At 39.4% G+C, this 22972-nt stretch carries 16 protein-coding genes and 2 tRNA genes; 11 read left to right on the forward strand and 7 right to left on the reverse strand.

The features are described 5' to 3' along the window. Positions 1-178: 178 nt before the first annotated feature. The 3 genes from HCG49_RS17350 to HCG49_RS17360 form a co-directional block, all read right to left on the reverse strand. Positions 179-256: transfer RNA gene (locus HCG49_RS17350), tRNA-Pro, on the reverse strand. Positions 257-290: 34 nt separating this feature from the next. Continuing rightward, a tRNA-Ser gene (locus HCG49_RS17355) sits at positions 291-374 on the reverse strand. Between the two features lie 98 nt (positions 375-472). After that, complete coding sequence (locus HCG49_RS17360) at positions 473-2515, reverse strand: HD family phosphohydrolase (protein WP_168470769.1); 2043 nt, start codon at positions 2513-2515, stop codon at positions 473-475. 224 nt (positions 2516-2739) lie between these two features. On the opposite strand from HCG49_RS17360, the gene HCG49_RS17365 reads away from it, so the two are divergent. Both HCG49_RS17365 and HCG49_RS17370 read left to right on the forward strand, forming a co-directional pair. Then, positions 2740-3915 (forward strand): acetyl-CoA C-acyltransferase, encoded by a 1176-nt coding sequence (locus HCG49_RS17365; RefSeq protein WP_168470770.1) that lies wholly within the window; start codon positions 2740-2742, stop codon positions 3913-3915. A gap of 22 nt (positions 3916-3937) precedes the next feature. Next, positions 3938-4690, forward strand: a complete 753-nt coding sequence (locus HCG49_RS17370; RefSeq protein ID WP_168470797.1) for a C40 family peptidase — start codon at positions 3938-3940, stop codon at positions 4688-4690. Between the two features lie 54 nt (positions 4691-4744). Here the strand turns inward: HCG49_RS17370 and HCG49_RS17375 are convergent, their stop codons facing one another. Next, on the reverse strand, positions 4745-6007 hold the full coding sequence (locus tag HCG49_RS17375) for a tetratricopeptide repeat protein (protein ID WP_168470771.1): 1263 nt from the start codon (positions 6005-6007) through the stop codon (positions 4745-4747). Positions 6008-6045: 38 nt separating this feature from the next. Continuing rightward, the gene (gyrA, locus tag HCG49_RS17380; protein WP_168470772.1) at positions 6046-8577 is read right to left on the reverse strand and encodes a DNA gyrase subunit A; all 2532 of its coding nucleotides are present in this window, start codon (positions 8575-8577) and stop codon (positions 6046-6048) included. Positions 8578-8835: 258 nt separating this feature from the next. Between gyrA and HCG49_RS17385 the strand changes: the two genes are divergently transcribed. Together HCG49_RS17385 and HCG49_RS17390 are read left to right on the forward strand one after the other, a co-directional pair. Continuing rightward, the gene (locus tag HCG49_RS17385) at positions 8836-11385 is read left to right on the forward strand and encodes an ATP-dependent Clp protease ATP-binding subunit (RefSeq protein WP_168470773.1); all 2550 of its coding nucleotides are present in this window, start codon (positions 8836-8838) and stop codon (positions 11383-11385) included. 201 nt (positions 11386-11586) lie between these two features. Further along, the gene (locus tag HCG49_RS17390; protein WP_168470774.1) at positions 11587-11985 is read left to right on the forward strand and encodes an STAS/SEC14 domain-containing protein; all 399 of its coding nucleotides are present in this window, start codon (positions 11587-11589) and stop codon (positions 11983-11985) included. Between the two features lie 40 nt (positions 11986-12025). Here HCG49_RS17390 and HCG49_RS17395 read toward each other — a convergent pair whose 3' ends face one another. After that, a complete protein-coding gene (locus HCG49_RS17395) occupies positions 12026-13582 on the reverse strand; it encodes an NAD(P)H-hydrate dehydratase (RefSeq protein ID WP_168470775.1) in 1557 nt (518 codons plus the stop codon). 271 nt (positions 13583-13853) lie between these two features. On the opposite strand from HCG49_RS17395, the gene thrA reads away from it, so the two are divergent. The 7 genes from thrA (at position 13854) to HCG49_RS17430 (ending at position 22322) form a co-directional block, all read left to right on the forward strand. Continuing rightward, positions 13854-16298, forward strand: coding sequence for a bifunctional aspartate kinase/homoserine dehydrogenase I (gene thrA, locus HCG49_RS17400; RefSeq protein ID WP_168470776.1), 2445 nt, complete (start codon positions 13854-13856; stop codon positions 16296-16298). 15 nt (positions 16299-16313) lie between these two features. After that, positions 16314-17237 (forward strand): homoserine kinase, encoded by a 924-nt coding sequence (locus tag HCG49_RS17405; protein WP_168470777.1) that lies wholly within the window; start codon positions 16314-16316, stop codon positions 17235-17237. Positions 17238-17320: 83 nt separating this feature from the next. Next, the gene (gene thrC, locus HCG49_RS17410) at positions 17321-18616 is read left to right on the forward strand and encodes a threonine synthase (RefSeq protein WP_168470778.1); all 1296 of its coding nucleotides are present in this window, start codon (positions 17321-17323) and stop codon (positions 18614-18616) included. 434 nt (positions 18617-19050) lie between these two features. Next, positions 19051-20136, forward strand: coding sequence for a glycine cleavage system aminomethyltransferase GcvT (gcvT, locus tag HCG49_RS17415; protein WP_168470779.1), 1086 nt, complete (start codon positions 19051-19053; stop codon positions 20134-20136). 261 nt (positions 20137-20397) lie between these two features. Then, positions 20398-21213: a sugar nucleotide-binding protein gene (locus HCG49_RS17420; RefSeq protein ID WP_168470780.1), complete on the forward strand. Its 816-nt coding sequence runs from the start codon at positions 20398-20400 to the stop codon at positions 21211-21213. A gap of 44 nt (positions 21214-21257) precedes the next feature. Further along, positions 21258-21545, forward strand: a complete 288-nt coding sequence (locus HCG49_RS17425; protein WP_072765676.1) for a 4a-hydroxytetrahydrobiopterin dehydratase — start codon at positions 21258-21260, stop codon at positions 21543-21545. A 66-nt stretch (positions 21546-21611) separates the two neighbouring features. Next, positions 21612-22322, forward strand: coding sequence for a YebC/PmpR family DNA-binding transcriptional regulator (locus HCG49_RS17430; RefSeq protein WP_072765677.1), 711 nt, complete (start codon positions 21612-21614; stop codon positions 22320-22322). Positions 22323-22361: 39 nt separating this feature from the next. On the opposite strand, the gene HCG49_RS17435 is transcribed toward HCG49_RS17430, so the two are convergent. Next, positions 22362-22910 (reverse strand): 1-acyl-sn-glycerol-3-phosphate acyltransferase, encoded by a 549-nt coding sequence (locus tag HCG49_RS17435; RefSeq protein ID WP_168470781.1) that lies wholly within the window; start codon positions 22908-22910, stop codon positions 22362-22364. Positions 22911-22972 lie beyond the last annotated feature (62 nt).

Genomic DNA, 22972 nt, shown 5'->3' on the forward strand with positions numbered 1-22972 from the left:
ATTGAAAGCAATTAGGATTACCTCGATCCTCTCGGTGATCCCGAGGAGGGGTCGGTGCTCAACTGCATCCGATACAGGCTATCGCCTGTCGTATTTTTTGTTTTCTCCAGTTTAAGTGCCTTTGGCACTACACTGTTAAAAACAAAAAATCCGATCACAGTTTGTGATCGGATTTTTTTGGTCGGGGTGGCAGGATTCGAACCTGCGACCTCCGCGTCCCAAACGCGGCGCGATAACCGGGCTACGCTACACCCCGAAATGGTTACCCATTAATTCTTGATTAAAAAAAGCGGAGAGACAGGGACTCGAACCCTGGCGACAGTTACCCGTCGACAGATTAGCAATCTGCTCCGTTACCACTCCGGCACCTCTCCTTTATTTTTCAGAACTCGCATATCGGCTATGCGGTTGCAAATGTACTTGTTCATTCTCGATACCACAAGGTTTTCTCGAACTTTTTTTCACTTTTTTTTTACTCCGGATATTCAACCCTTAAGTGATAGACATTTACGAGTTTTTGCTTCAGTATTTTTTTTATCGATTCGATCTCTTTTAGGGTAATATTGGCGTTTAAAAATTGATTTGCCTTCACCTGCCCCTCTATTATTTTTTCTACAAATTCATCAATTACTAAAAAAGTAGGGTCCTTTAAACTCTTGGATGCTGCTTCCACCGAATCGGCCATCATCAAAATTGCTGTTTCTTTCGAAAAAGGAATAGGGCCTGGATACCTAAAATCTGCTTCGTCCATTTCGCCGCCCAATTCTTTTTGCTTTTTATAGAAGTAAAAGACCAAAGAAGTTCCATGGTGCGTCCGTATAAAATCAATGACCCTATCGGGAACTTTATTTTTTTGGGCAATTTCTATTCCTTGAATCACGTGATCGATGATAATCTTGGCCGCTTCTACAGGCTCTAGATCATCGTGAGGGTTCACATTCGTGATTTGATTTTCCGTAAAATAGGTCGGATTGTTCATTTTCCCGATATCGTGGTACAATGCCCCTACCCTGACCAACATAGCATTAGCCCCTATTTCATTTGCAGCCGCTTCGGCCAAATTGGCTACCTGCAGAGAATGGTGAAAGGTTCCTGGGGCCTTATTGGACAACTCCTTTAATAACTTTGAATTGGTATCGGACAACTCCAACAAGGAAACGTCCGATACTAGCCCAAAAATCTTTTCATAGATATATATCATAGGCTGTACAAATAAAGTGATCATTCCGTTTAACAAGAAAAAACCAAAAGCAATCCACTGCATATCCTGTAAACTTCCCTCGTGAATCATGTGAAAAGCAAAATACCCTACTATATAAATAAAGGTTATCTGTCCTACAGAAATAAAGAGATTGGCCCGTTTATACAGCTCAGAAACAGATAATATGGTTACAATACCGGCCATAATCTGAAGAAAGATATATTCAAAACTATTTGGGACCACAAACCCTAGAATCAACACCGTTAACACGTGAACATAAAGTCCCAACCTAGCATCGAAAAATGTTTTGAGTATTAAAGGCAGAATACAAAGTGGTACCACAAAGACATATGCATCATCGTATTTTACCACTAAAGTGGTGAAAAACACCATAAACAGAATGTTTACTATAATAAAGGTTAACTTGGTATTGTCTTTAAAAATATCGTAGCGATACCGTTTTAAAAATAAAAACAACATCATTAATACCAAGGCCACCAAAACCGTATACCCAACAAGCACATAATACTGGTTATTTTCCCCCCACAATTCAGATTCAAATTCACCTTTAAGGGAATTTAGCAATCGTAAATCCTCTTCTTCAACAACTTCCCCTTTGGCTATAATGAGCTTCCCTTCATCTACGGTGCCCAAGGTGTAGGATATTTTGGAAAATTCATGGTCCAGTTCCTTTTTGGTCAAATTGGAATCCAGGCTAACATTTGGCCGAACTAGCGTGAAAAAAAGCTGCTGGAAGGCCTCCCTATACCCTGTGAGTCCATTTTGAGCGATTTTTTTATCAACGACATCCGCTATGTCCGAAGGACTGTATATTTCATCGAAGCGCATTTTGATCGCCTCGTGGTTTTTTAACAAGTATAGATTGTTTTTTTTTCGTTCGGTCTTTGCTAAAATCCCATTTTCATAAATGTCATCTAAAATGTCACGAGCTACCTTCTTTAAAAAAGGCAATTGGTTAGCGGTGAAGATAGGCGGTTTAAAAACATCCTTGAATTCCTCTTCAAAAAGCCCGTAAACATCTTCGGTTATTTGGTTATCATAAGCGTAATAGTCAATACGATTGTTAACAATAGCTACCTTCTCCTTTGAGACTTCATCTTCACTTTTATTGATAGAAAAATCGAATGGTGCATAAAAGTTTTCGTACTGCCAAGGTTTCCCCTTTTGGTATTCATACTTAAACTTACCCCCTCTTGGGAAAAGAAATACTATTAAAAAAACAGATCCTATATAAAGAAAGTATTTATAAACCAGAGCCTGGTTTTTATATAGACTGTCCAAAAAAGTGCGCATATTGCTTGGATTATAAAATCAAAAATAGAAAAATATAAGCTTATATCGTTATTTTACTTCAACGACAAACCTTTACCCATCAAAAAATACAAAAAGGAAATTACTACAAATGAACGACTTTCTTCACGGGCGATTTTAAAATGATAAAAAATAAGGAATAATACCCTCTTGCTACCCTCGTTGCGCTTTAATTTATTAATTTCGTAAAATAAAAATAATCCTTCATGAAAGACGTAGTAATTGTTTCTGTCGCCAGAACCCCAATTGGAAGCTTTATGGGTGCTTTATCTTCTATAACTGCCCCCCAACTTGGAGCTATTGCCATTAAGGGAGCCTTGAAGAAAATCGATTTGGACCCTTCTTTAGTGGAAGAGGTTCTGATGGGGAATGTTGTGCAGGCAGGTACTGGACAAGCCCCTGCAAGACAGGCCGCAATACACGCCGGTATTCCTAATACCGTTCCCTGTACTACCATTAACAAGGTATGTGCCTCTGGAATGAAAGCCGTAATGCAAGCTGCCCAAACCATTGCTTTGGGAGATGCTGACATTGTGGTTGCCGGAGGAATGGAAAACATGAGTCTTATTCCACATTACGTTCATTTAAGAAATGGCCATAAGTTTGGTCCTAGTACTCTTATCGATGGGATGCAGAAAGATGGTTTGGTAGATGCCTATGACCAACAAGCTATGGGTACTTGTGCCGATGCCTGCGCCACGGAGTATAAGTTTAGTAGGGAAGACCAGGACAACTATGCCATTCAATCTTATCAAAGATCTGCAGAAGCTTGGGCTGCAGGAAAATTTACCCAAGAGATTGTTCCCGTTCCCGTTCCTCAAAGAAAGGGCGAACCTATCTTGGTTCAGGAGGACGAAGAGTTTAAAAATGTTATCCTAGATAAAATTCCCAGCTTGCGACCTGCATTTTCAAAAGACGGTACCGTAACGGCCGCGAACGCATCGACCATTAACGATGGAGCCGCAGCCTTGGTATTGATGAGCGCAGAAAAAGCCGCTGCATTGGGATTAACACCTTTGGCTACCATAAAAAGTTATGCCGATGCCGCCCACGAACCACAATGGTTCACTACGGCCCCGTCAAAAGCACTGCCAAAAGCGTTGAACAAAGCTAATATTAACATAAAAGATGTTGATTATTTTGAATTTAACGAAGCATTCTCAGTAGTAGGACTGGCCAATATGAAAATCCTAGGCCTAACCGATAAAAATGTCAATGTTAATGGGGGTGCAGTATCCTTAGGACATCCTTTAGGGTGTTCTGGCGCTCGAATAATCATTACTTTACTAAGTGTGTTGGAACAAAAAAACGCAAAAATAGGTGCAGCAGCCATTTGTAATGGTGGTGGTGGAGCCTCAGCAATTATCATTGAAAGAAATTAACAAGCCCCTGCAAAGCACATCCATGCAATACGGTATTTGCCACCTAAGTATTATTCCTGTACGTTCAAGTGCGGACGACGCCGCCGAAATGGTATCACAACTATTATACGGCGAACATTTTAAAGTATTAGAACATCGAAAATTATGGAGTAAAATCCGAATTGCTTTTGATGGTTATGAAGGTTGGATCAGCAACCAGCAATACACCATGATCAGCGAAGGAGACTACTACCAGATAGAAGGTTCTGACGATATAAAAATAACGTCAGAGCTCATCTCCTTTACAGAAAACAAACAAAATGTTCTAATCCCAATCGTTTTGGGATCTACCATTCAAAATGTTTGTCTATCGCATTACAAATTCGACGACTTTGGTGCTACCAACCACAAGAATAAAGAACAACTAGTGCCCACCGCACTGCTTTATCTTAACGCCCCCTACTTATGGGGTGGAAAAACCTCCTTTGGAATAGATTGCTCCGGCCTTACCCAAATGGTATACAAAATAAACGGGTACAAGCTGCTACGAGATGCCGCACAACAATCAACCCAGGGCGAAGCCTTAAGTTTTATCGAAGAAAGTGAACCTGGTGACCTTGCTTTTTTTGACAATAAGGATGGCATCATAGACCATGTGGGAATTATCATGGACAATAATTATGTAATTCATTGTCATGGAAAAGTGCGTATAGACCGCTTAGATCATACTGGTATATTTAATACAGAAGTAAACAATTACACCCACAAACTACGGGTGATAAAAAAGATTGTATAAAAAAAAGACCTTCGCAAAACGAAGGTCTTTTTTTATACAATCAATGTCCGAAAGCTATTCTTTCAACATTTTCTTTATACGCAAGAAATTATCGTTATCCCCTAAAGAATAATATATATTCTTCAACTGGGTAAGAATACCTTGGTTGTCAGGATTTAATTTTATGGCATCTTCTAAAATGATAGCACCATCACGAAACAAATCATCCTTTTGTTGTTTTAATTCATCATATCTAGCAATATCCTTTTTAGAGTTCCCTAAAGAGTTCATCTCATCAATTAAACCATTTCCTTCATTTACATAGGTAGTAGAAAGATTTAACTGGGCATTTACATAACCAGGGTTAATTTCAATGGCTCTTCTATAAGCATCTCTTGCCTCTTCGATATTCCCTTGCTCCATATTAATAACTCCAATATTATAAAACAAATCTGGGTTATCGGGAGCTACTTCAGCAGCTTCGGCCATTAAGACTTTAAACTTGTCCTTATCACCTAATTTGTAATAAAGATTAGCTTCGTTCAAAATCAAGTTAACATCATTAGGATCCTTGGCACGAGCATCTACATACGCCTCCAAAGCTTTTTCATCCTGTCCCAACTGCGTATAAATTAAGGCAATATTCTTAACGATTTCGGTAGTTTTAGAAGGTGTTTTTTCATCTTCAGGATCTTTATAAGCCCCAGATTTCACCATAAGCTCTCTTTGGGTTCTATCCATCTCCTCAACTTCTCCTGTAGCAACGTTTGTAGCCTTGTAAACCATGCCACTACCGTCGTACCCAAGATCTTTTAATTCGTTGTAATAGGTAAGAGCCTCCTCATAGTGCCCACCGTTTACCGCGCTACTCGCAGCGTAGTAAAGGTATACAGTATCCTGAGGACTCAAAGTGTAGCTTAAATAAAGTTTCTCGGCACCTTCTTTAAACCTTTTATTATTGTTATCCTCCACAGCAGCGTTCACCAAATCGGCCGTCATAGCAGCTAATTTCTGCTTGGCATCGGCACTGTATTTAGACTTTCCGCTTTTCTCTTCTACTTCTACAACCTTTCTATAGGCTGTGATAGCCTCATCAAAAGCTCCCTCAGTACCTTTTTTTGCAAGACCGGCATAAGCATTCCCTTTCAAGAAAAAATACTGAGCCTGCATCTTGGCATCGGCACCGTTAATTAACGAAGCTGCGCCTTCCAACGCTGTTTTTGCAGCCATTTCGTCTCCCGACCTCAAGGCCTTATCGGCTGCTTTAATCTCACTTTTCTGAGAAAATCCAGCGATCGTAAAAGACATCGCCGCTAAAACTATAAATTTTCTTTTCATTCTTTTAATATTTTATTCTACTAATTAGTTTTATATAATTACTCGGTTATTTCTGGACTATTATTATCAAGAGCCGTGCCATCTTCTTCCTTGGCATCTTCTTCAACAATGTTCTCACCGTCAATTTGTGGCTCTTCCTTCATCACTTTTGCCACTGCTGCAATAGAATCGTTTCCTTTAATATTAATAAGTCGGACCCCTTGTGTAGCCCTTCCCATTACTCTTAAATCTTCGACACTCATTCTAATCGCAATACCTGATTTATTAATAATCATCAAATCGTCCGAATCGGATACATTTTTGATCGCCACAAGACCACCGGTCTTTTCGGTTATAGAAATGGTTTTCACCCCTTTTCCTCCCCTATTGGTAATTCTATAATCATCAATGCTCGAACGTTTCCCATAACCATTTTCAGAAACAACCAATATTTCTTCTTCAAAATCATGTACGGATACCATACCAATAACCTCATCGTTTTCGTGTGCCAAAGTAACTCCACGAACTCCGGAAGCGTTCCTTCCCATAGGTCTGGTCTTACCTTCTTCAAATCGAATAGCTTTACCGGATTTAAGTCCCAAGAAAATTTGACTGCTACCAGTGGTCAACTTGGCCTCTAATAATTCGTCGTCTTCACGGATACCAATGGCGTTAATTCCATTTTGTCTCGGCCTAGAATACTGCTCCAAAGAGGTTTTCTTCACAATCCCCTTTTTGGTTGCCATTATCACATAATGACTGTTTACATACTCCTCATCTTTTAAATCTTGAGTACAGATAAAGGCTTTTACCATATCGTCGCTCTCAATATTGACAAGGTTTTGAATAGCACGTCCCTTCGAGGTTCTGCTTCCTTCCGGAATTTCAAAAACACGCATCCAATAACATTTTCCATTCTGGGTAAAGAACAACATATATTGGTGGTTGGTCCCTACAAATAAATGTTCTAGGAAATCTTCATTTCTGGTCGATGATGCTTTTTGTCCTACACCACCCCTATTTTGGGTCTTGTATTCTGAAAGCGAAGTTCTTTTTATGTATCCAGCATGCGAAATGGTTATTACCACTTGCTCATCTGGAATCATATCTTCCATACTAAGATCACCACCGGCAAAATTGATTTCAGAACGACGAAGATCTCCGTATTTATCTTTAATCTCTAGAAGCTCGTCCTTAATGATCTGCATTCTACGTTCTTTTTTCTCTAAGATATCCTTTAAATCGGCTATGGTCTTAATAATTTCCTCGTACTCTGACCTTAGCTTATCCTGCTCCAGTCCAGTTAACTGACGCAAACGCATATCTACGATAGCCTTGGCTTGGATTTCGCTAAGTTTAAAGCGTTCCATAAGACTTTCCCTTGCCGCATCGGCATTGGCAGAAGCCCTGATGATGGCAATCACCTCATCAATATTATCAGAAGCTATAATAAGTCCTTCTAAGATATGAGCCCTATCTTCGGCTTTTTTAAGCTCAAACTTGGTACGTCTAACCACTACTTCATGACGGTGTTCCACAAAGTAATGAATCATTTCCTTTACATTCAACAATTGGGGCCTTCCGTTGACCAGTGCAATATTGTTTACACTGAAGGAAGCCTGTAGTGAAGTATATTTATATAAGGTATTTAAAACAATATTAGGAATAGCGTCCTTTCTAAGGATATAAACGATACGCATACCGTTTCTATCGGACTCGTCCCTTATCGTAGCAATTCCTTCGATCTTTTTTTCATTGACCAAGTCGGCAGTTTTCTTGATCATATCTGCCTTATTGACTTGATATGGAATTTCGGTCACGACAATACAATCTCTTCCTTGAACCTCTTCAAAAGAAGCCTTTGCGCGCATCACCACTCGACCTCTACCAGTATGGAATGCCTCCTTTACGCCATCATAACCATATATGATACCCCCTGTAGGAAAATCAGGAGCTTTTATATGGGTCATGATCTCATCTATTTCTATATCGTGATTGTCAATATAAGCAACCGTACCATCGACAACTTCAGAAAGATTGTGAGGCGGCATGTTCGTTGCCATACCTACTGCAATACCAGAAGCACCGTTGATCAACAAGTTAGGCACCCTAGTAGGAAGTACTGTGGGCTCCTGCAAAGAGTCATCAAAGTTCAACTGATGATCGACAGTATCCTTTTCTATATCTGCCAACATATCATCAGCAATCTTACGCATACGGGCCTCCGTATAACGCATAGCTGCAGGACTGTCACCATCAATAGACCCAAAGTTACCTTGTCCATCTACCAACATATAACGCAAGCTCCATTCCTGGGCCATACGAACCATTGAATCGTACACAGAGGTATCTCCGTGCGGATGGTACTTACCCAGAACCTCCCCGACGATACGGGCAGATTTCTTATGGGCACTGTTTGAGCGAACTCCCAATTCATGCATTCCAAACAAAACCCTTCTATGTACCGGCTTTAGACCATCCCTGACATCAGGTAGGGCACGTGACACAATGACCGACATTGAATAATCAATGTAGGCAGATTTCATTTCATCTTCAATGTTAATCGGAATTAATTTTTCTCCTTCTGCCATTTAAAATCTTCTGTTTATTTTTTAGTTAAAAAAGCACGACAATATACACAAAATCAAAGCCACAAACACTACTATAGCGCACTTTTCTTAAAAATTTATCAACACGGCCTATCAGAATTTTAGTTCTAGATTTAACCGTCCATTTATTTGACAAATCTATTATTTTCTAGCTATTGAACAAAGTTTAAGAAATATAGGTACAGTATTTGCCCTATATTGATATAGATTTACTATTTTTAATGATGAAAGGATAATTTTATGGATGATAATTTTTCCCCTAGAGTAAAAGACGTAATTGCCTATAGCAAAGAAGAAGCCTTGCGATTGGGGCACGACTTCATTGGTACTGAGCACTTAATGTTAGGACTACTCCGTGATGGGAACGGCAAGGCCATTAGCATATTGGATGCACTGGATGTCGACTTAGACCACCTTAGAAGAAAAGTAGAGATCTTGAGTCCAGCAAATCCAAATCCTGGCCTTTTGCAGAAAGACAAAAAAAACTTACACTTAACCAGGCAAGCAGAACGCGCCCTGAAAACGACATTTTTGGAGGCCAAGTTATTTCAAAGCCCTTCCATCAACACGGCTCATTTGTTATTGTGCATATTACGCAATGAAAATGACCCGACCACCAAGTTATTACACAGATTAAAGGTGGATTACGATGGAGTTAAAGAACAATTTAAATCTATGATAACAAGCGATGACGATTATATAGACACACCTACCTCAGAGTCCTTCCCGAACGATTCCGATGATAGCAACGAAGAAAAGGACGATTCCTTCAGCGGAAGCTCTTCTCAAAAAGGAAGTAAGAAATCTAAAACTCCAGTGTTGGACAATTTTGGGCGCGATCTTACTAAAATGGCAGAAGAGAACAAACTAGACCCCGTTGTTGGACGAGAAAAAGAAATAGAAAGGGTTTCTCAAATCCTCAGCCGAAGAAAAAAGAACAACCCTCTATTGATCGGTGAGCCCGGCGTGGGTAAAAGTGCCATAGCAGAAGGCCTTGCCTTGAGAATCATCAACAAAAAGGTCTCTAGGATCTTATACAACAAAAGAGTAGTTACCCTTGATTTGGCATCTTTGGTTGCTGGTACAAAATACCGTGGCCAGTTCGAAGAGCGAATGAAGGCGGTTATGAACGAGTTGGAAAAGAATAACGACGTTATTTTGTTTATTGACGAGATTCACACCATTGTTGGTGCCGGAGGCGCCACAGGAAGCCTCGATGCCTCTAACATGTTCAAACCCGCCTTGGCAAGAGGTGAAATTCAATGTATTGGTGCCACCACCTTGGACGAATACAGACAATATATCGAAAAAGACGGAGCCCTTGAAAGAAGGTTCCAAAAGGTTATTGTTGAACCGACCACTGTGCAGGAAACTATAGAAATCCTTAATAATATTAAGCAAAAGTACGAGGAGCACCACAATGTTATTTATACCAATGAAGCCATAATCGCTTGCGTAAAACTTACCAATAGATATATGACCGATCGGTTTTTACCAGACAAAGCTATAGATGCCTTGGATGAATCTGGCTCTAGAGTCCACATTGTAAACATGGATGTACCTAAACAAATCCTAGATCTAGAAAAGCAATTGGAAGACGTGAGGATTCTTAAGAATACCGTGGTTAAAAAACAAAAGTATGAAGAAGCTGCAAAACTGCGGGATGATGAAAAAAGGATAGAAAAAGAACTGGCTATTGCCCAGGAAAAATGGGAAGAAGATAGCAAGCTTCACAAAGAAACCGTTACCGAAGACAATGTTGCGGACGTCGTTTCTATGATGAGCGGTATTCCTGTAAACAGAATTGCACAAACAGAAAGCAATAAACTGGCAGAGCTCCCTCAACTGATAAGAAACAATGTCATAGGACAAAACGAGGCGGTTGTAAAAGTATCTAAGGCCATTCAAAGAAACCGCGCAGGCTTAAAAGACCCTAACAAACCTATTGGCTCCTTTATATTTTTAGGTCAAACCGGGGTTGGAAAAACACAATTGGCGAAAGTATTGGCCAAGGAATTATTCGACTCGGAAGATTCCCTGATCCGTATTGATATGAGTGAGTATATGGAGAAATTTGCCATATCGAGACTCGTTGGTGCACCTCCGGGATATATCGGATATGAAGAAGGTGGACAGTTGACGGAAAAAGTACGTCGCAAACCTTATTCCGTTATCCTATTGGACGAGGTAGAAAAAGCGCATCCAGATGTGTTTAATATGCTGCTCCAAGTCTTGGATGATGGATTCTTAACAGATAGCCTAGGCAGAAAGATCGATTTTAGAAATACGATTATTATCATGACTTCCAATATTGGTGCTAGACAATTGAAAGATTTTGGGCAAGGAGTAGGCTTTGGAACCTCAGCTAAAAAAGCACAAGCCGATACCTACCAAAAAAGCGTTATTGAAAACGCCCTGAAAAAAGCTTTTGCACCAGAATTCCTTAACAGGATAGACGATGTTATCGTGTTTAACGCCTTAGAAAGAGAAGATATCCATAAAATCATCGATATTGAACTTAACAAACTGTTCGCAAGAATAAATGATATCGGATACAACCTTCAGCTTTCCGACAAAGCTAAAGATTATATTGCCGAAAAAGGTTTTGACAAGGAATACGGGGCTAGACCATTAAAGAGAGCTATTCAAAAATATATTGAAGATGCCCTTGCCGAAGAAATTGTCAACTCAAACCTTAATGAAGGGGACACCATCATAATGGATCTAAACGAAGAGAAGCAAGAACTTACCATTAAAATTGACAAAGGAGAGAAATCCTCCAAAGCATAATATCATTTTTAAAATCACAAAAATGGAGTAGCCTACAGCTACTCCATTTTTTTTTACGCCTTCTTTTTTAGTTTGCCGTGATTGTACAAAACGCTCCTCAAGCGCCCGTATACACCAATTATTAGGTTTTTAATCTAATAATTTTTACGGTCCATTTTCGAAATCCTACTTTCGACTCAGACACTATATAAAATACTGTACATGAACAGCGGACAATCTAAAAACGGATTAGTCGTTAAAGAATACATGCTAGAATCTGGACTAGTAAAAGTATATAACGATTATGTCATTTCAATTTTTAACGAAGGAACTACTATTACCCTGGAACGACTCCTACAATTGCTCCGAATTATGGAAATTCATTATGAAAACAAAAACTTTGGCTATATCAGTATCCGCAAAAACTCTTACGCCATCGACCCTATGATCTATAGCTACCTAAGGGAACTAGATTGCCTTAAAGCCTTTGCCATTGTTTCTGTCAAGGAAATCGACATGTATAATTTTAATATTGAAAAATTGTTCTATAAAAAGCCGATGAAATTTTTTATCGATCAAGAAAATGCCCTTACCTGGGTAAAACGAAGGATTAGGTCCTGATCCGTCCCCATATAAAGAAGCAAGCCTAGTTCCCTCCTATTTAGGACTTCTCCTCTTTCTCTTCCTGCTCTTGTTCTTGTTGTGGTTGAGGCACATAAAACAAATCTAAATAGGCCTTCCCAATATTTTCTATAATTCCTGAAGCTGTCAAGGCCTCATACCCGCAATCTTCCACGGCAATATCTCCAGCTTTCCCATGCAAATAGACTCCAAAAATTGCCGCTGATAATGAGGCATACCCTTGTGCAATTAATCCTGTTATAACTCCAGTCAACACATCACCACTACCCGCCGTAGCCATCCCCGGGTTCCCTGTTGAATTTATATAACCAATATCCTTATATATCACCATTGAATAAGCCCCCTTTATAACCAAGACAATATTGTATTTATTAGAAAACTTCTTTGCCTTATTCAATTTCTCAAAATCATCCTTCCAAGGCCCGATCAACCTTTCCAACTCCTTTGGGTGCGGCGTAAGCACTGAATCTGCCGGCAATAATTTTAGCAAGTTCTTGTTTTTCGACAATATATTTAACGCATCGGCATCGACCACCAAAGGCGATTTATTATGTTTTAAAAAAGCAGTAAAAGCTTTTGTGGTGGTTTCGGAAACCCCTAAACCTATGCCAACACCAATTGCATTGGGCGTAATATCAAATGCTATATCTACCAACTCCTTTTCTCCTTCGTCAACAACCACCATAGCTTCCGCTAGAGCGGTTTGCAGCGGAATATAACCACAACTTGGCACATAGCTAGTCACCAAGCCACTACCGACTTTTAAACATGCCTTGGCCGATAAAATTACTGCCCCTATTTTACCATAGCTTCCTCCAATGATTAAGGAATGACCATAAGTACCTTTATGCGAAAATTTGTTTCTGGGAAGGTACATTGGCAACACCTCACTTTTACCCATCAATTCGTATTGAGTTGGCAAACCCGATAAAAACTCCATATCCAACCCTATATCCAAGATCTCCCATTGCCCAATATGAATACCGGTTTCAGGCAAGAAAAACACAAGTTTTGGCGCCTGAAAACTCAATACATGGTTCGCTTTTATAATCCCCGCGGTATTGACCACTCCCGTTTCCATAAATAAACCGGAAGGAAGGTCTATAGAAAGAATGAAGGCGTTAGAGGCATTCAAATACTCTATTAAACTCACCACCCATTGGTCTGGTGCCCTATTTAAACCTATCCCAAAAATAGCATCGACTATAATATCATCTTTACCAATAGCCGGAAATTCGGATACCTTATTCAAAAAATTAGGCCATACTTTTCGATCTTGCAACCGATTTAGATTAATCAGGAAATCCTTAGAGCGCTTTTCGCTATAGTTCACCACATGCACCTCAATATTATAACCGTGTTCCTGCAGATGACGTGCTAAAGCAATACCATCTCCCCCATTATTTCCTATCCCGCAAAACAAATGAACTTTTACGGGTGCTCCCTGCATTCTTAAATGCATCCAATTAAAAATCTGAACTGCAGCACGCTCCATAAGCGCCTCGCTTTCAATATTCTGCTTTTCAATTGTGAATTTATCAGCATCGTATATTTGTTGCGCATTAAAAATCTTCATATCGTATTTTTTTAGGACAATAATTACTGATAATGTAAAAATAGAAACGATCCTTTGATTCGTTACTCAAAAATACTACATTTGATTCTTTATCTGCAATATGACAGTAAACAATTCGGATATCCTAAAATTCTACACTCCTATAGTAATTGGTACAATTACCACTACTACTATTGGTACCACCACCCCTTTGGGGTAATCTACTATATATTCGTCCGTCCATATTTTTTTTTCAAAAAAACGTTTACCTTTTTCTTTAAAACCAACAACCATGAAAGTTCTAAAATTCGGGGGCAGCTCTGTTGCCAATGCCCAAAATATCTGTTTAATAAAAAATATTATCGCACCAATAAATAGCGATAAAACTATTGTAGTCGTCTCTGCTTTAGGCGGCATAACAGACCTATTACTTCAAACTGCCCAGCTAGCTTCTGTCCAAGACAAGAGTTATAAGTCTATTTTCTTGGAGATAGAGAACAGGCATTTACAGACTATTAAGGAATTAATTCCTATTCACCAGCAAAGCAAGGTCCTAAGCAAGGTTAAGAGTGAATTAAATATTTTGGAAACACTTTTAGAAGGCGCCTTTTTAATCGGAGAAATAACACCTAAACTTTCCGATAAGATAGTGAGTTATGGAGAACTATTATCTTCTTATATTATCAGTGAGTATTTTATTTCTGAAGGTATAGATACCGCCCATACAGATAGTAGGCAACTAATAAAAACCAATAACAATTACGGCAAGGCAATAGTGAATTATGACATCACCAATGATAATATAGCCAAATATATTCAGGAATGTCCTCACCAAATTATTGTCATGGGAGGTTTTATCGCTTCTTCCATTAAGGGCGACTCTACAACCCTAGGTCGCGGTGGCTCTGATTATACGGCCGCTATCGTTGCCAATGCCATAGATGCGGAAGTATTAGAAATCTGGACCGATGTCAGTGGCTTATACACTGCTAACCCAAAGATTGTAAAACAAGCCAAGGCCATTCCCCATATTTCTTATGAAGAAGCTATGGAACTATCGCATTTTGGCGCTAAGGTTTTATACCCTCCAACTATACAACCAGTCCTTGCCAAGGGTATCAATATTGTTATTAAAAACACTTTTGACCCTGAGGCAGCCGGTACTTTGATCACTAAATCCCAAAATCATTCCGGAAAAACGGTTAGAGGAATAAGCCACGTAGAACATATAGCCTTGCTTTCCCTAGAAGGTCCGGGAATGGTTGGGATACCTGGAATATCGAAACGCTTTTTTGAAGTCCTTTCCCAAGCCGGAATAAGTGTGGTAATGATTACCCAAGCCTCTTCTGAACACTCTATCTGCATAGGGATCTCTGACTTCGATACCGACTTGGCCGTTGAAATAATAAACGACGCCTTTTTCCATGAGATATCCTTGGGTAAAATAAAACCCGTAATAGCTGAAAAAGAATTGGCCATTATAGCATTAGTAGGCGACAATATGAAAAGCCACCAAGGGCTAAGCGGTAAAATGTTCAGCACCCTAGGAAAAAACAACGTAAACATAAGAGCTATCGCTCAAGGCGCTTCCGAACGTAATATCTCTGCCGTGATTAAAAAAGACGATGTAAAAAAAGCATTGAATAGCCTACATGAAGAATTCTTTGAAGAAAATGTAAAGCAATTAAACCTCTTTGTGATGGGCGTGGGGAATGTAGGTTCTAAGTTAATGAACCAAATACAGCTTCAAAAGAAATACTTAAAAGAAAAGCTTAGACTCAATATTAGGGTTATTGGAATCGCAAACTCCCGTAAAATGGTTTTTAACGAGGATGGCATTTCACTAAAAAACTGGGAAGAAGCACTGAGTAATGGTCAGCCTACCGACAAGGATGTATTCTTCGAGACCATTAAAAAACTCAACTATCGCAATAGTATTTTTGTAGATAACACTGCTAGTGCCGAGGTATCCAAAACTTACAATACCTACCTTAGAAACAGCATTTCTATTGTTACCTGTAATAAAATTGCCTGTTCATCGGATTTTAACAATTACCAGGAATTAAAGGACCTTGCACGTCAATACAATGCTCCCTTTTTGTTCGAAACCAATGTAGGTGCGGGACTCCCTATTATAGACACCCTAAAAAATCTTATGGCCTCTGGAGATAAGATCCTTAAAATACAAGCAGTGCTCTCTGGAAGTCTAAACTTTGTATTCAATAATTTTAACGACAAGACCACCTTTCACGATGTGGTAAAGCAAGCTCAGGAGCAGGGATATACAGAACCAGATCCTACCATAGATTTAAGCGGTATAGATGTTATGAGAAAAATATTAATCCTTGCCAGGGAAAGCGGTAATGAATTAAATATTGACGATATAGTGAATACTCCCTTTCTTCCTGAGGAAAGTTTAAACACTAATAACAACGATGATTTCTTTGCTTCTTTAGTAAAACACGAGGAATCTTTCCAAGAAATGTACGGCGAAGCTTCCAAGGCAGATTGCAAGCTTAAATATGTGGCCCAATTTGAAAACGGCAAAGCTAGTGTAGGACTGCAACAAATTCCTAAGGGGCACGATTTCTATAACTTAGAAGGCAGTGATAATATTGTTTTATTTTTTACTGAAAGATACCCTAACCAACCGATGATCATTAAAGGCGCTGGCGCTGGCGCCGATGTTACGGCCTCCGGAATTTTTGCGGATATCATTAGAATTGGTAATTTTTAAAACACGATCCTTAGCATGAAAAACGAAATAAAAGTATTTTGCCCAGCTACCATAGCCAACATATCTTGTGGTTTTGACGTCTTAGGACTCGCCTTGGATGCCGTAGGCGACGAGATGGTGGTTCGAAAAACGACACAAAAAGGTATCCGGATCGTAAAACTTACAGGGCAAGACCTTCCTATGGAAACCCATCAGAATGTTGCCGGGGTAGCTGGTTTGGCCTTATTGGCCGAGAGTGACTATGATGGCGGATTTGAGATTGAAATCTATAAAAAAATTAAAGCAGGAAGCGGTATAGGAAGTAGCGCCGCAAGTTCTACAGGTGCCGTTTGGGCCATGAACCAATTGCTGAACCAGCCTTTTTCGAATTTAGAATTGGTAAAATTCGCCATGGAAGGGGAACGTTTAGCGAGTGGGGTTGCCCATGCAGACAATGTTGCCCCTGCCCTTTTTGGTGGCTTTACCTTAGTAAGAAGCTATGACCCCTTAGATATTGTTAAAATTCCGAACCCTGAGGAGCTGTACGCTACGGTTATTCATCCTCAAATAGAAGTAAAGACCTCGGACTCTAGGCGTATCCTAAAAACCACCATATCGCTAGAAGATGGGATTAAACAATGGGGGAATGTAGGCGGGCTGATCGCAGGTTTGTTTACCAATGATTATGAATTGATAGGAAGGTCTTTAGTAGACCACATCGTAGAACCTATTCGTTCTATTTTAATTCCCGGCTTTGACAAAGTAAAAGAAGAAGCTATCAATGCCGGTGCCCTTGGCTGTGGAATTTCAGGATCGGGCCCCTCTATTTTTGCGTTGAGCAAAGGAGCAGAAAATGCCGATAAGATAGCCGATGCCATGCGTAAGGTTTATCAGAAAATAGGGATAGAATACGATGTGCATGTATCCAAAATAAACGCCGAAGGCATCAGGGAGCTTTAAAAAGTACCTATCTAAGACAATAACAATAAAAACCAACTGACGGAAAAATTCCAATTTCCGAACAGTGACTACAATACAAGCTTATGAAATATTACAGCCTCAATAAACAAGCGCCAAACGTATCTTTTAAAGAAGCAGTGGTAAAAGGAATTGCACCGGACCGCGGACTTTATTTTCCTGAGTCTATCACCCCTTTACCGACCTCCTTTTTCGAAAATATAGAAAACCTCACTAAACACGAGATTGCTTTTACCGCTATAAAACAATTTACCGGTGACGAGCTCCCCGACCCTGTATTGAAAGAAATCCTGGAAGATGTTTTAGATTTTGATTTCCCGCTTGTGGAAATTGAGGACCAAGTGGCTTCCTTAGAACTTTTTCACGGTCCAACCATGGCTTTTAAAGATGTAGGCGCCCGTTTTATGGCCAAATGTTTAGGGTACTTTTCTCAGAAAACCACCAACGATGTAACGGTACTAGTAGCTACCTCCGGAGATACCGGTGGTGCTGTAGCGAACGGATTTTTAGGCGTTAATGGTGTTAAGGTAGTAATTCTATATCCTAGCGGCAAGGTCAGTGATATTCAGGAAAAACAATTGACCACTCTAGGACAAAATATAACCGCCCTAGAGGTCGATGGTACCTTTGACGATTGCCAACACATGGTAAAAACAGCATTTTTGGACCAGGAACTGACCGCTGCCATGCAACTCACCTCTGCCAATTCTATAAATGTTGCCCGTTGGCTTCCCCAACTGTTCTATTTCATGTTCGCGTATAAACAAGCGAAAAGCAAAGGAAAGGAAATTGTCTTTTCCGTTCCTAGCGGGAATTTTGGAAATATATGTGCTGGAATTATGGCTCAGCGATTGGGAATGCCGTGCAAACAGTTTGTAGCAGCGACCAATATAAACGATATAGTGCCCAATTTTATGAAGACCGGCACCTATTCCCCAAAACCTTCACAAGCTACCATTTCTAATGCCATGGATGTTGGAGACCCCAGTAACTTTATAAGGATCAGACATTTGTTCCAGGATAATTTTGATGCCTTGTCAAATAATTTGTCTTCTTATTCCTTTACCGATAAAGAAACTAAGGAAGCTATGTTGAAAATCTATAGGGACTTTAATTATGTGGCCGATCCACATGGCGCCGTAGGGTATTTAGGCTTAAAAAAATACCAGGAAAATCATCCGAACACCTATGGTATTTTTCTAGAAACCGCCCACCCTGTTAAATTTTTAGATGTCGTAGAAGATACCATTACTAAAAAAATATCCCTGCCCAAGCAAATAGCAATACTTATGGATAAAAAGAAAAAATCTATTAGGATTTCGGAGTATGCCGAGTTAAAGACTTTTCTCTTAGATAAATAAAAGGACCAAAGATTTTCCCTTTTTGTTATTTCCATCGGGACTGCCAAGCCCCCTAAAAACATACTGTGTTTATAGGGGGCTTGCTTTTTTTTATATCCTTTCCTTCCACGATATCGGCCCCCAGCATATATTGTAGCGCCATAGAAATTTTGTTCAATTTAGAGATACTTGTTAGCCCCCTAACCCAGTGTTTAATTTGTTCTGTATTTCGCGTTAGGGACCGCGGCGGCATCCCCGCAGCGGAGCAAGGGATATAGACAAGGGCCCGCCCGACGAAGGAGGGAACGCCCAAATCACAACACCATCAGCTAAGCTATTTCTCAATGGTCGTTTATAGCTTTTATACCTTTAAAAATATAAATTTTACAAAACAAGGTGGAATGATTTTTACACATCGATTAATTTTCGATATTTTTACCGCTTAATCCATTGAAATGAAAAACACAGCACTAACGAATACACACCAAGCCCTAGGCGCTAAGATGGTACCTTTTGCAGGATACAATATGCCCGTTTCTTATGAAGGCATTAATATAGAACATGAAACCGTACGTAAGGGTGTTGGCGTTTTTGATGTTTCCCATATGGGGGAATTTTTAATTTCTGGCCCTAAGGCCCTAGATTTAATTCAGAAGGTATCTTCTAACGACGCCTCTAAAATGGCTATTGGCAAGGCACAATACAGCTGTCTACCGAATGAAACAGGCGGTGTTGTAGACGATTTAATCATCTACAAAATGAAGGAAGACCAGTATTTGTTAGTTGTAAATGCTTCTAACATTGATAAAGACTGGGCTCATATTAGCAAATACAACGAAGAATTTGGTGCAGAAATGCGCAATATTTCTGACGAATATTCCCTTTTGGCGATTCAAGGTCCTAAGGCTGTGGAAGCGATGCAGTCCTTGACTTCTATTGACCTAGCGACCATTAAATTTTACTCCTTTGAGGTAGCCGACTTTGCAGGTATCGATAATGTAATTATTTCGGCCACCGGATATACCGGTTCTGGAGGATTTGAAATTTACTGCAAAAACGAGGATGTACAGCAGGTCTGGGATAAGGTTTTTGAGGCCGGTGCTTCTTTTGACATAAAACCTATTGGCTTAGCCGCAAGGGATACCCTGCGATTAGAAATGGGGTACTGCCTTTACGGTAATGATATTAGCGATACGACTTCTCCTTTAGAGGCTGGCCTGGGATGGATTACTAAATTCACCAAGGATTTTGTAAACAGCGAGGCACTTGCAAAAGAGAAAAAAGAGGGCCCTAAGCGAAAATTAATTGCTTTTGAATTGGACGAAAAAGGTATTCCAAGACACGATTACGATATTGTAGATGCCGAAGGTAATACTATCGGAATCGTTACTTCCGGAACCATGTCCCCTTCCTTAGGAAAAGGAATTGGTTTAGGATACGTTCCTGTGGAAATAGCAGAATTAGGTACTAAAATCTATATCCAAGTTAGAAAAAAAGCCCTTCAGGCTACCATCGTAAAACCGCCCTTTTACAAGGCTTAATAAAAAATTAAAGGAATGCTAAAGGAAGTACCGCACAAATTTATCTTGGTTTGTGCAGTACTTCCTTTTCTTTTTTATATGACCCCCAATTTCTACCCCATACATGATACCAACGATATGATAATTTGCAAAAACGTACAATTGAATACCAACAGTACTCTCGCCAATTAATTTATATCCACATTTTTCTTAACTACCTTTGTAGCAGTACGACTTTTACAAAAACCCAGAACAAAGAAGCGCTAAAAAGAAGCAGATTGAATGAATAGAATACTAATTTTAGGAGCTAGTGGCTTTATAGGAAATACTATCTACAAAGAACTAAGTTCCTATTACGAGACCTATGGTACATATTATTCTTCCAGAAAAACTTTTGAGCAAAACAAAATGTTTTTTAGATACGACTTGGAAGAGGACGACATTTATGACATATTAGAAAAGGTAAAACCTTCGATTGTTATTTCGGCCCTGAGAGGAAACTTTCCTGCTCAGATTACGGCACACCAACATATGGTAGAATATATTCTAAGAAATGACTGTAAATTGTTTTTTATCTCCTCTGCCAATGTTTTTGATGCTTATAGCCAATATCCGTCTTATGAAGACGACAAAACCCTGTCCCTCAGCATTTATGGTAGGTTTAAAATAAAGATTGAAAATATGTTATTGCGGATTTCCAGCAGCAAAATGGCAATTATAAGATTGCCAATGGTCTTTGGAAATGCGTCGCCGAGGATAAAGGAAATAAAAAATGCGTTGACTTATAACGAACCCATTGAAGTTTTCCCGAACCTTATTATCAATGTTACCGATGACGACAAGGTTACCCAGCAAATTCACTATCTCATAAATCATAAAAAAACGGGTATTTATCACCTAGGAAGCATAGATTTAATTCACCATGAAGATTTTATAAAGGAAATAGTAGCACGAATGGGCAATTATCATCCTATTTACAAACGAGTATTTACTACCAATGAAGACCGGTATTTGGCTGTTCTCCCTAAAACAAACACCCTGCCCAATCACCTACAATTCCATTGTCAAGATATTATCGATCACCACATATTTAGTTAATAAGTAGTATCTTAATATTGTATTTATAATTTAAATAATAAGCCATGAAAAATTTATCGGATCAAGAAATAGAAAAACAATTAGCCGACCTGGAAGGTTGGGAGTATGAAAACTTTGCTTTGGAAACCACCTTTGAATTCAAAAATTTCAAGGAAGCTTTTTCTGTAATGACCCGCATCGCCTTTGAATGCGAAGCATTAAACCATCACCCGGACTGGAGTAATGTTTATAACACTTTACATATACGATTATCTACCCACGACACCAATGGGGTAACGGAAAAGGACTTTAAACTTGCACACCGAATAGAAGAAATAATTGTAAGTGAATAAGCTAACTTCTTGTGACGGTGATAAAAATTATTAATTTTGTTCCAAATCACTCTAATATACTAACAAATGGGAAGAGCTTTTGAATTTAGAAAAGCGCGTAAAATGAAAAGATGGTCGGCAATGTCCAAAGCCTTTACCCGTATTGGTAAAGATATTGTCATGGCCGTTAAAGAAAGTGGTCCTGATCCGGACTCGAATTCTAGGCTAAGGGCTGTTATTCAAAATGCCAAGGCTGTCAACATGCCTAAGGATAATATCGAAAGAGCTATTAAAAGAGCGAGCGATAAAAATCTTGGGGATTATAAAGAAGTTTTGTTCGAAGGTTATGCCCCCCATGGTATTGCTATTTTAGTAGAAACCGCAACCGACAACAACACTAGAACCGTTGCTAATGTTCGCAGTTACTTTAATAAATGTAATGGTAGCCTAGGGACCTCTGGTTCGGTAGAGTTTTTATTTGACCACACCTGTAATTTCCGTATCAACGGGGAAGGTCTAGATCCTGAGGAGCTAGAATTGGAAATGATTGACTTTGGTGCTGAAGAGGTTTTTGCCGATGACGATGGCGTTATGATCTATGCTCCCTTTGAAAGCTTTGGTGCTATCCAAAAGGAATTGGAATCTAGAGGATTGGAAATCCTTTCCTCGGGATTTGAAAGAATTCCTCAAATCACCAAACAACTGACCGAAGAACAAGCAGCAGATGTTGAGAAGCTATTGGAAAAGATAGAAGAGGACGATGATGTACAGAACGTATATCACACCATGCAAGAATAATTAAAAAGGGCTATTGAAATTTCAATAGCCCTTTTTAATTTAATCTACCGTGAAACTTAATGCTGGCACCTTGCCTTTAACTCCTTTAAAAAAGCTTTTATACTTTATAAAATCGGCTTCCTTATCGGCTGTCGGATACTGGGGTTCCGAAATTTTTATTTCCTTCTTTCCATAGTCAAAGGCTACCAATACTATAGGTACTTCCGCCATTTTGGCGATATAATAAAATCCGGTTTTCCATGCTGTTACCTTTTTACGGGTACCTTCAGGAGAAAGGGCCAATCGAAATTTTTGTCTCGCCTGAAACACGGCTGCCGTGGCCTTTACCGTATCATTATTTTTACTTCTGTCTATGGGTACACCACCCATCCAGCGGAAATACCAGCCAAAAGGCGGTTTAAACAAACTCTTTTTTCCGATATAATTAATTTCCTCATCCATAACCCTGCGCACCAAAAGCCCTAAAAAAAAATCGTGCCAGCTTGTATGGGGTACTACAATGATGACACACTTATCTACCTCATGAAGTCCGCCTGTAAGTTTCCATCCCAAGAGTTTAAAATAAATCCATTTTGCAAGGGTCTGCATACGCTGTTATTTTTTGAATGAAACAAAACCTTCTCTATAGGCATTACCTTTTGAATACCGCC

Source organism: Arenibacter sp. 6A1 (assembly GCF_012272855.1).
Classification (GTDB): Bacteria; Bacteroidota; Bacteroidia; order Flavobacteriales; family Flavobacteriaceae; genus Arenibacter.

What these genes read in the sequence shown, in the direction of transcription:
- HCG49_RS17360 (WP_168470769.1), bottom strand. Translation starts at nt 2,515, where the DNA reads ATGCGCACTTTTTTGGACAGTCTATATAAAAACCAGGCTCTGGTTTAT.
- HCG49_RS17365 (WP_168470770.1), top strand. Translation starts at nt 2,740, where the DNA reads ATGAAAGACGTAGTAATTGTTTCTGTCGCCAGAACCCCAATTGGAAGC.
- HCG49_RS17370 (WP_168470797.1), top strand. Translation starts at nt 3,938, where the DNA reads ATGCAATACGGTATTTGCCACCTAAGTATTATTCCTGTACGTTCAAGT.
- HCG49_RS17375 (WP_168470771.1), bottom strand. Translation starts at nt 6,007, where the DNA reads ATGAAAAGAAAATTTATAGTTTTAGCGGCGATGTCTTTTACGATCGCT.
- gyrA (WP_168470772.1), bottom strand. Translation starts at nt 8,577, where the DNA reads ATGGCAGAAGGAGAAAAATTAATTCCGATTAACATTGAAGATGAAATG.
- HCG49_RS17385 (WP_168470773.1), top strand. Translation starts at nt 8,836, where the DNA reads ATGGATGATAATTTTTCCCCTAGAGTAAAAGACGTAATTGCCTATAGC.
- HCG49_RS17390 (WP_168470774.1), top strand. Translation starts at nt 11,587, where the DNA reads ATGAACAGCGGACAATCTAAAAACGGATTAGTCGTTAAAGAATACATG.
- HCG49_RS17395 (WP_168470775.1), bottom strand. Translation starts at nt 13,582, where the DNA reads ATGAAGATTTTTAATGCGCAACAAATATACGATGCTGATAAATTCACA.
- thrA (WP_168470776.1), top strand. Translation starts at nt 13,854, where the DNA reads ATGAAAGTTCTAAAATTCGGGGGCAGCTCTGTTGCCAATGCCCAAAAT.
- HCG49_RS17405 (WP_168470777.1), top strand. Translation starts at nt 16,314, where the DNA reads ATGAAAAACGAAATAAAAGTATTTTGCCCAGCTACCATAGCCAACATA.
- thrC (WP_168470778.1), top strand. Translation starts at nt 17,321, where the DNA reads ATGAAATATTACAGCCTCAATAAACAAGCGCCAAACGTATCTTTTAAA.
- gcvT (WP_168470779.1), top strand. Translation starts at nt 19,051, where the DNA reads ATGAAAAACACAGCACTAACGAATACACACCAAGCCCTAGGCGCTAAG.
- HCG49_RS17420 (WP_168470780.1), top strand. Translation starts at nt 20,398, where the DNA reads ATGAATAGAATACTAATTTTAGGAGCTAGTGGCTTTATAGGAAATACT.
- HCG49_RS17425 (WP_072765676.1), top strand. Translation starts at nt 21,258, where the DNA reads ATGAAAAATTTATCGGATCAAGAAATAGAAAAACAATTAGCCGACCTG.
- HCG49_RS17430 (WP_072765677.1), top strand. Translation starts at nt 21,612, where the DNA reads ATGGGAAGAGCTTTTGAATTTAGAAAAGCGCGTAAAATGAAAAGATGG.
- HCG49_RS17435 (WP_168470781.1), bottom strand. Translation starts at nt 22,910, where the DNA reads ATGCAGACCCTTGCAAAATGGATTTATTTTAAACTCTTGGGATGGAAA.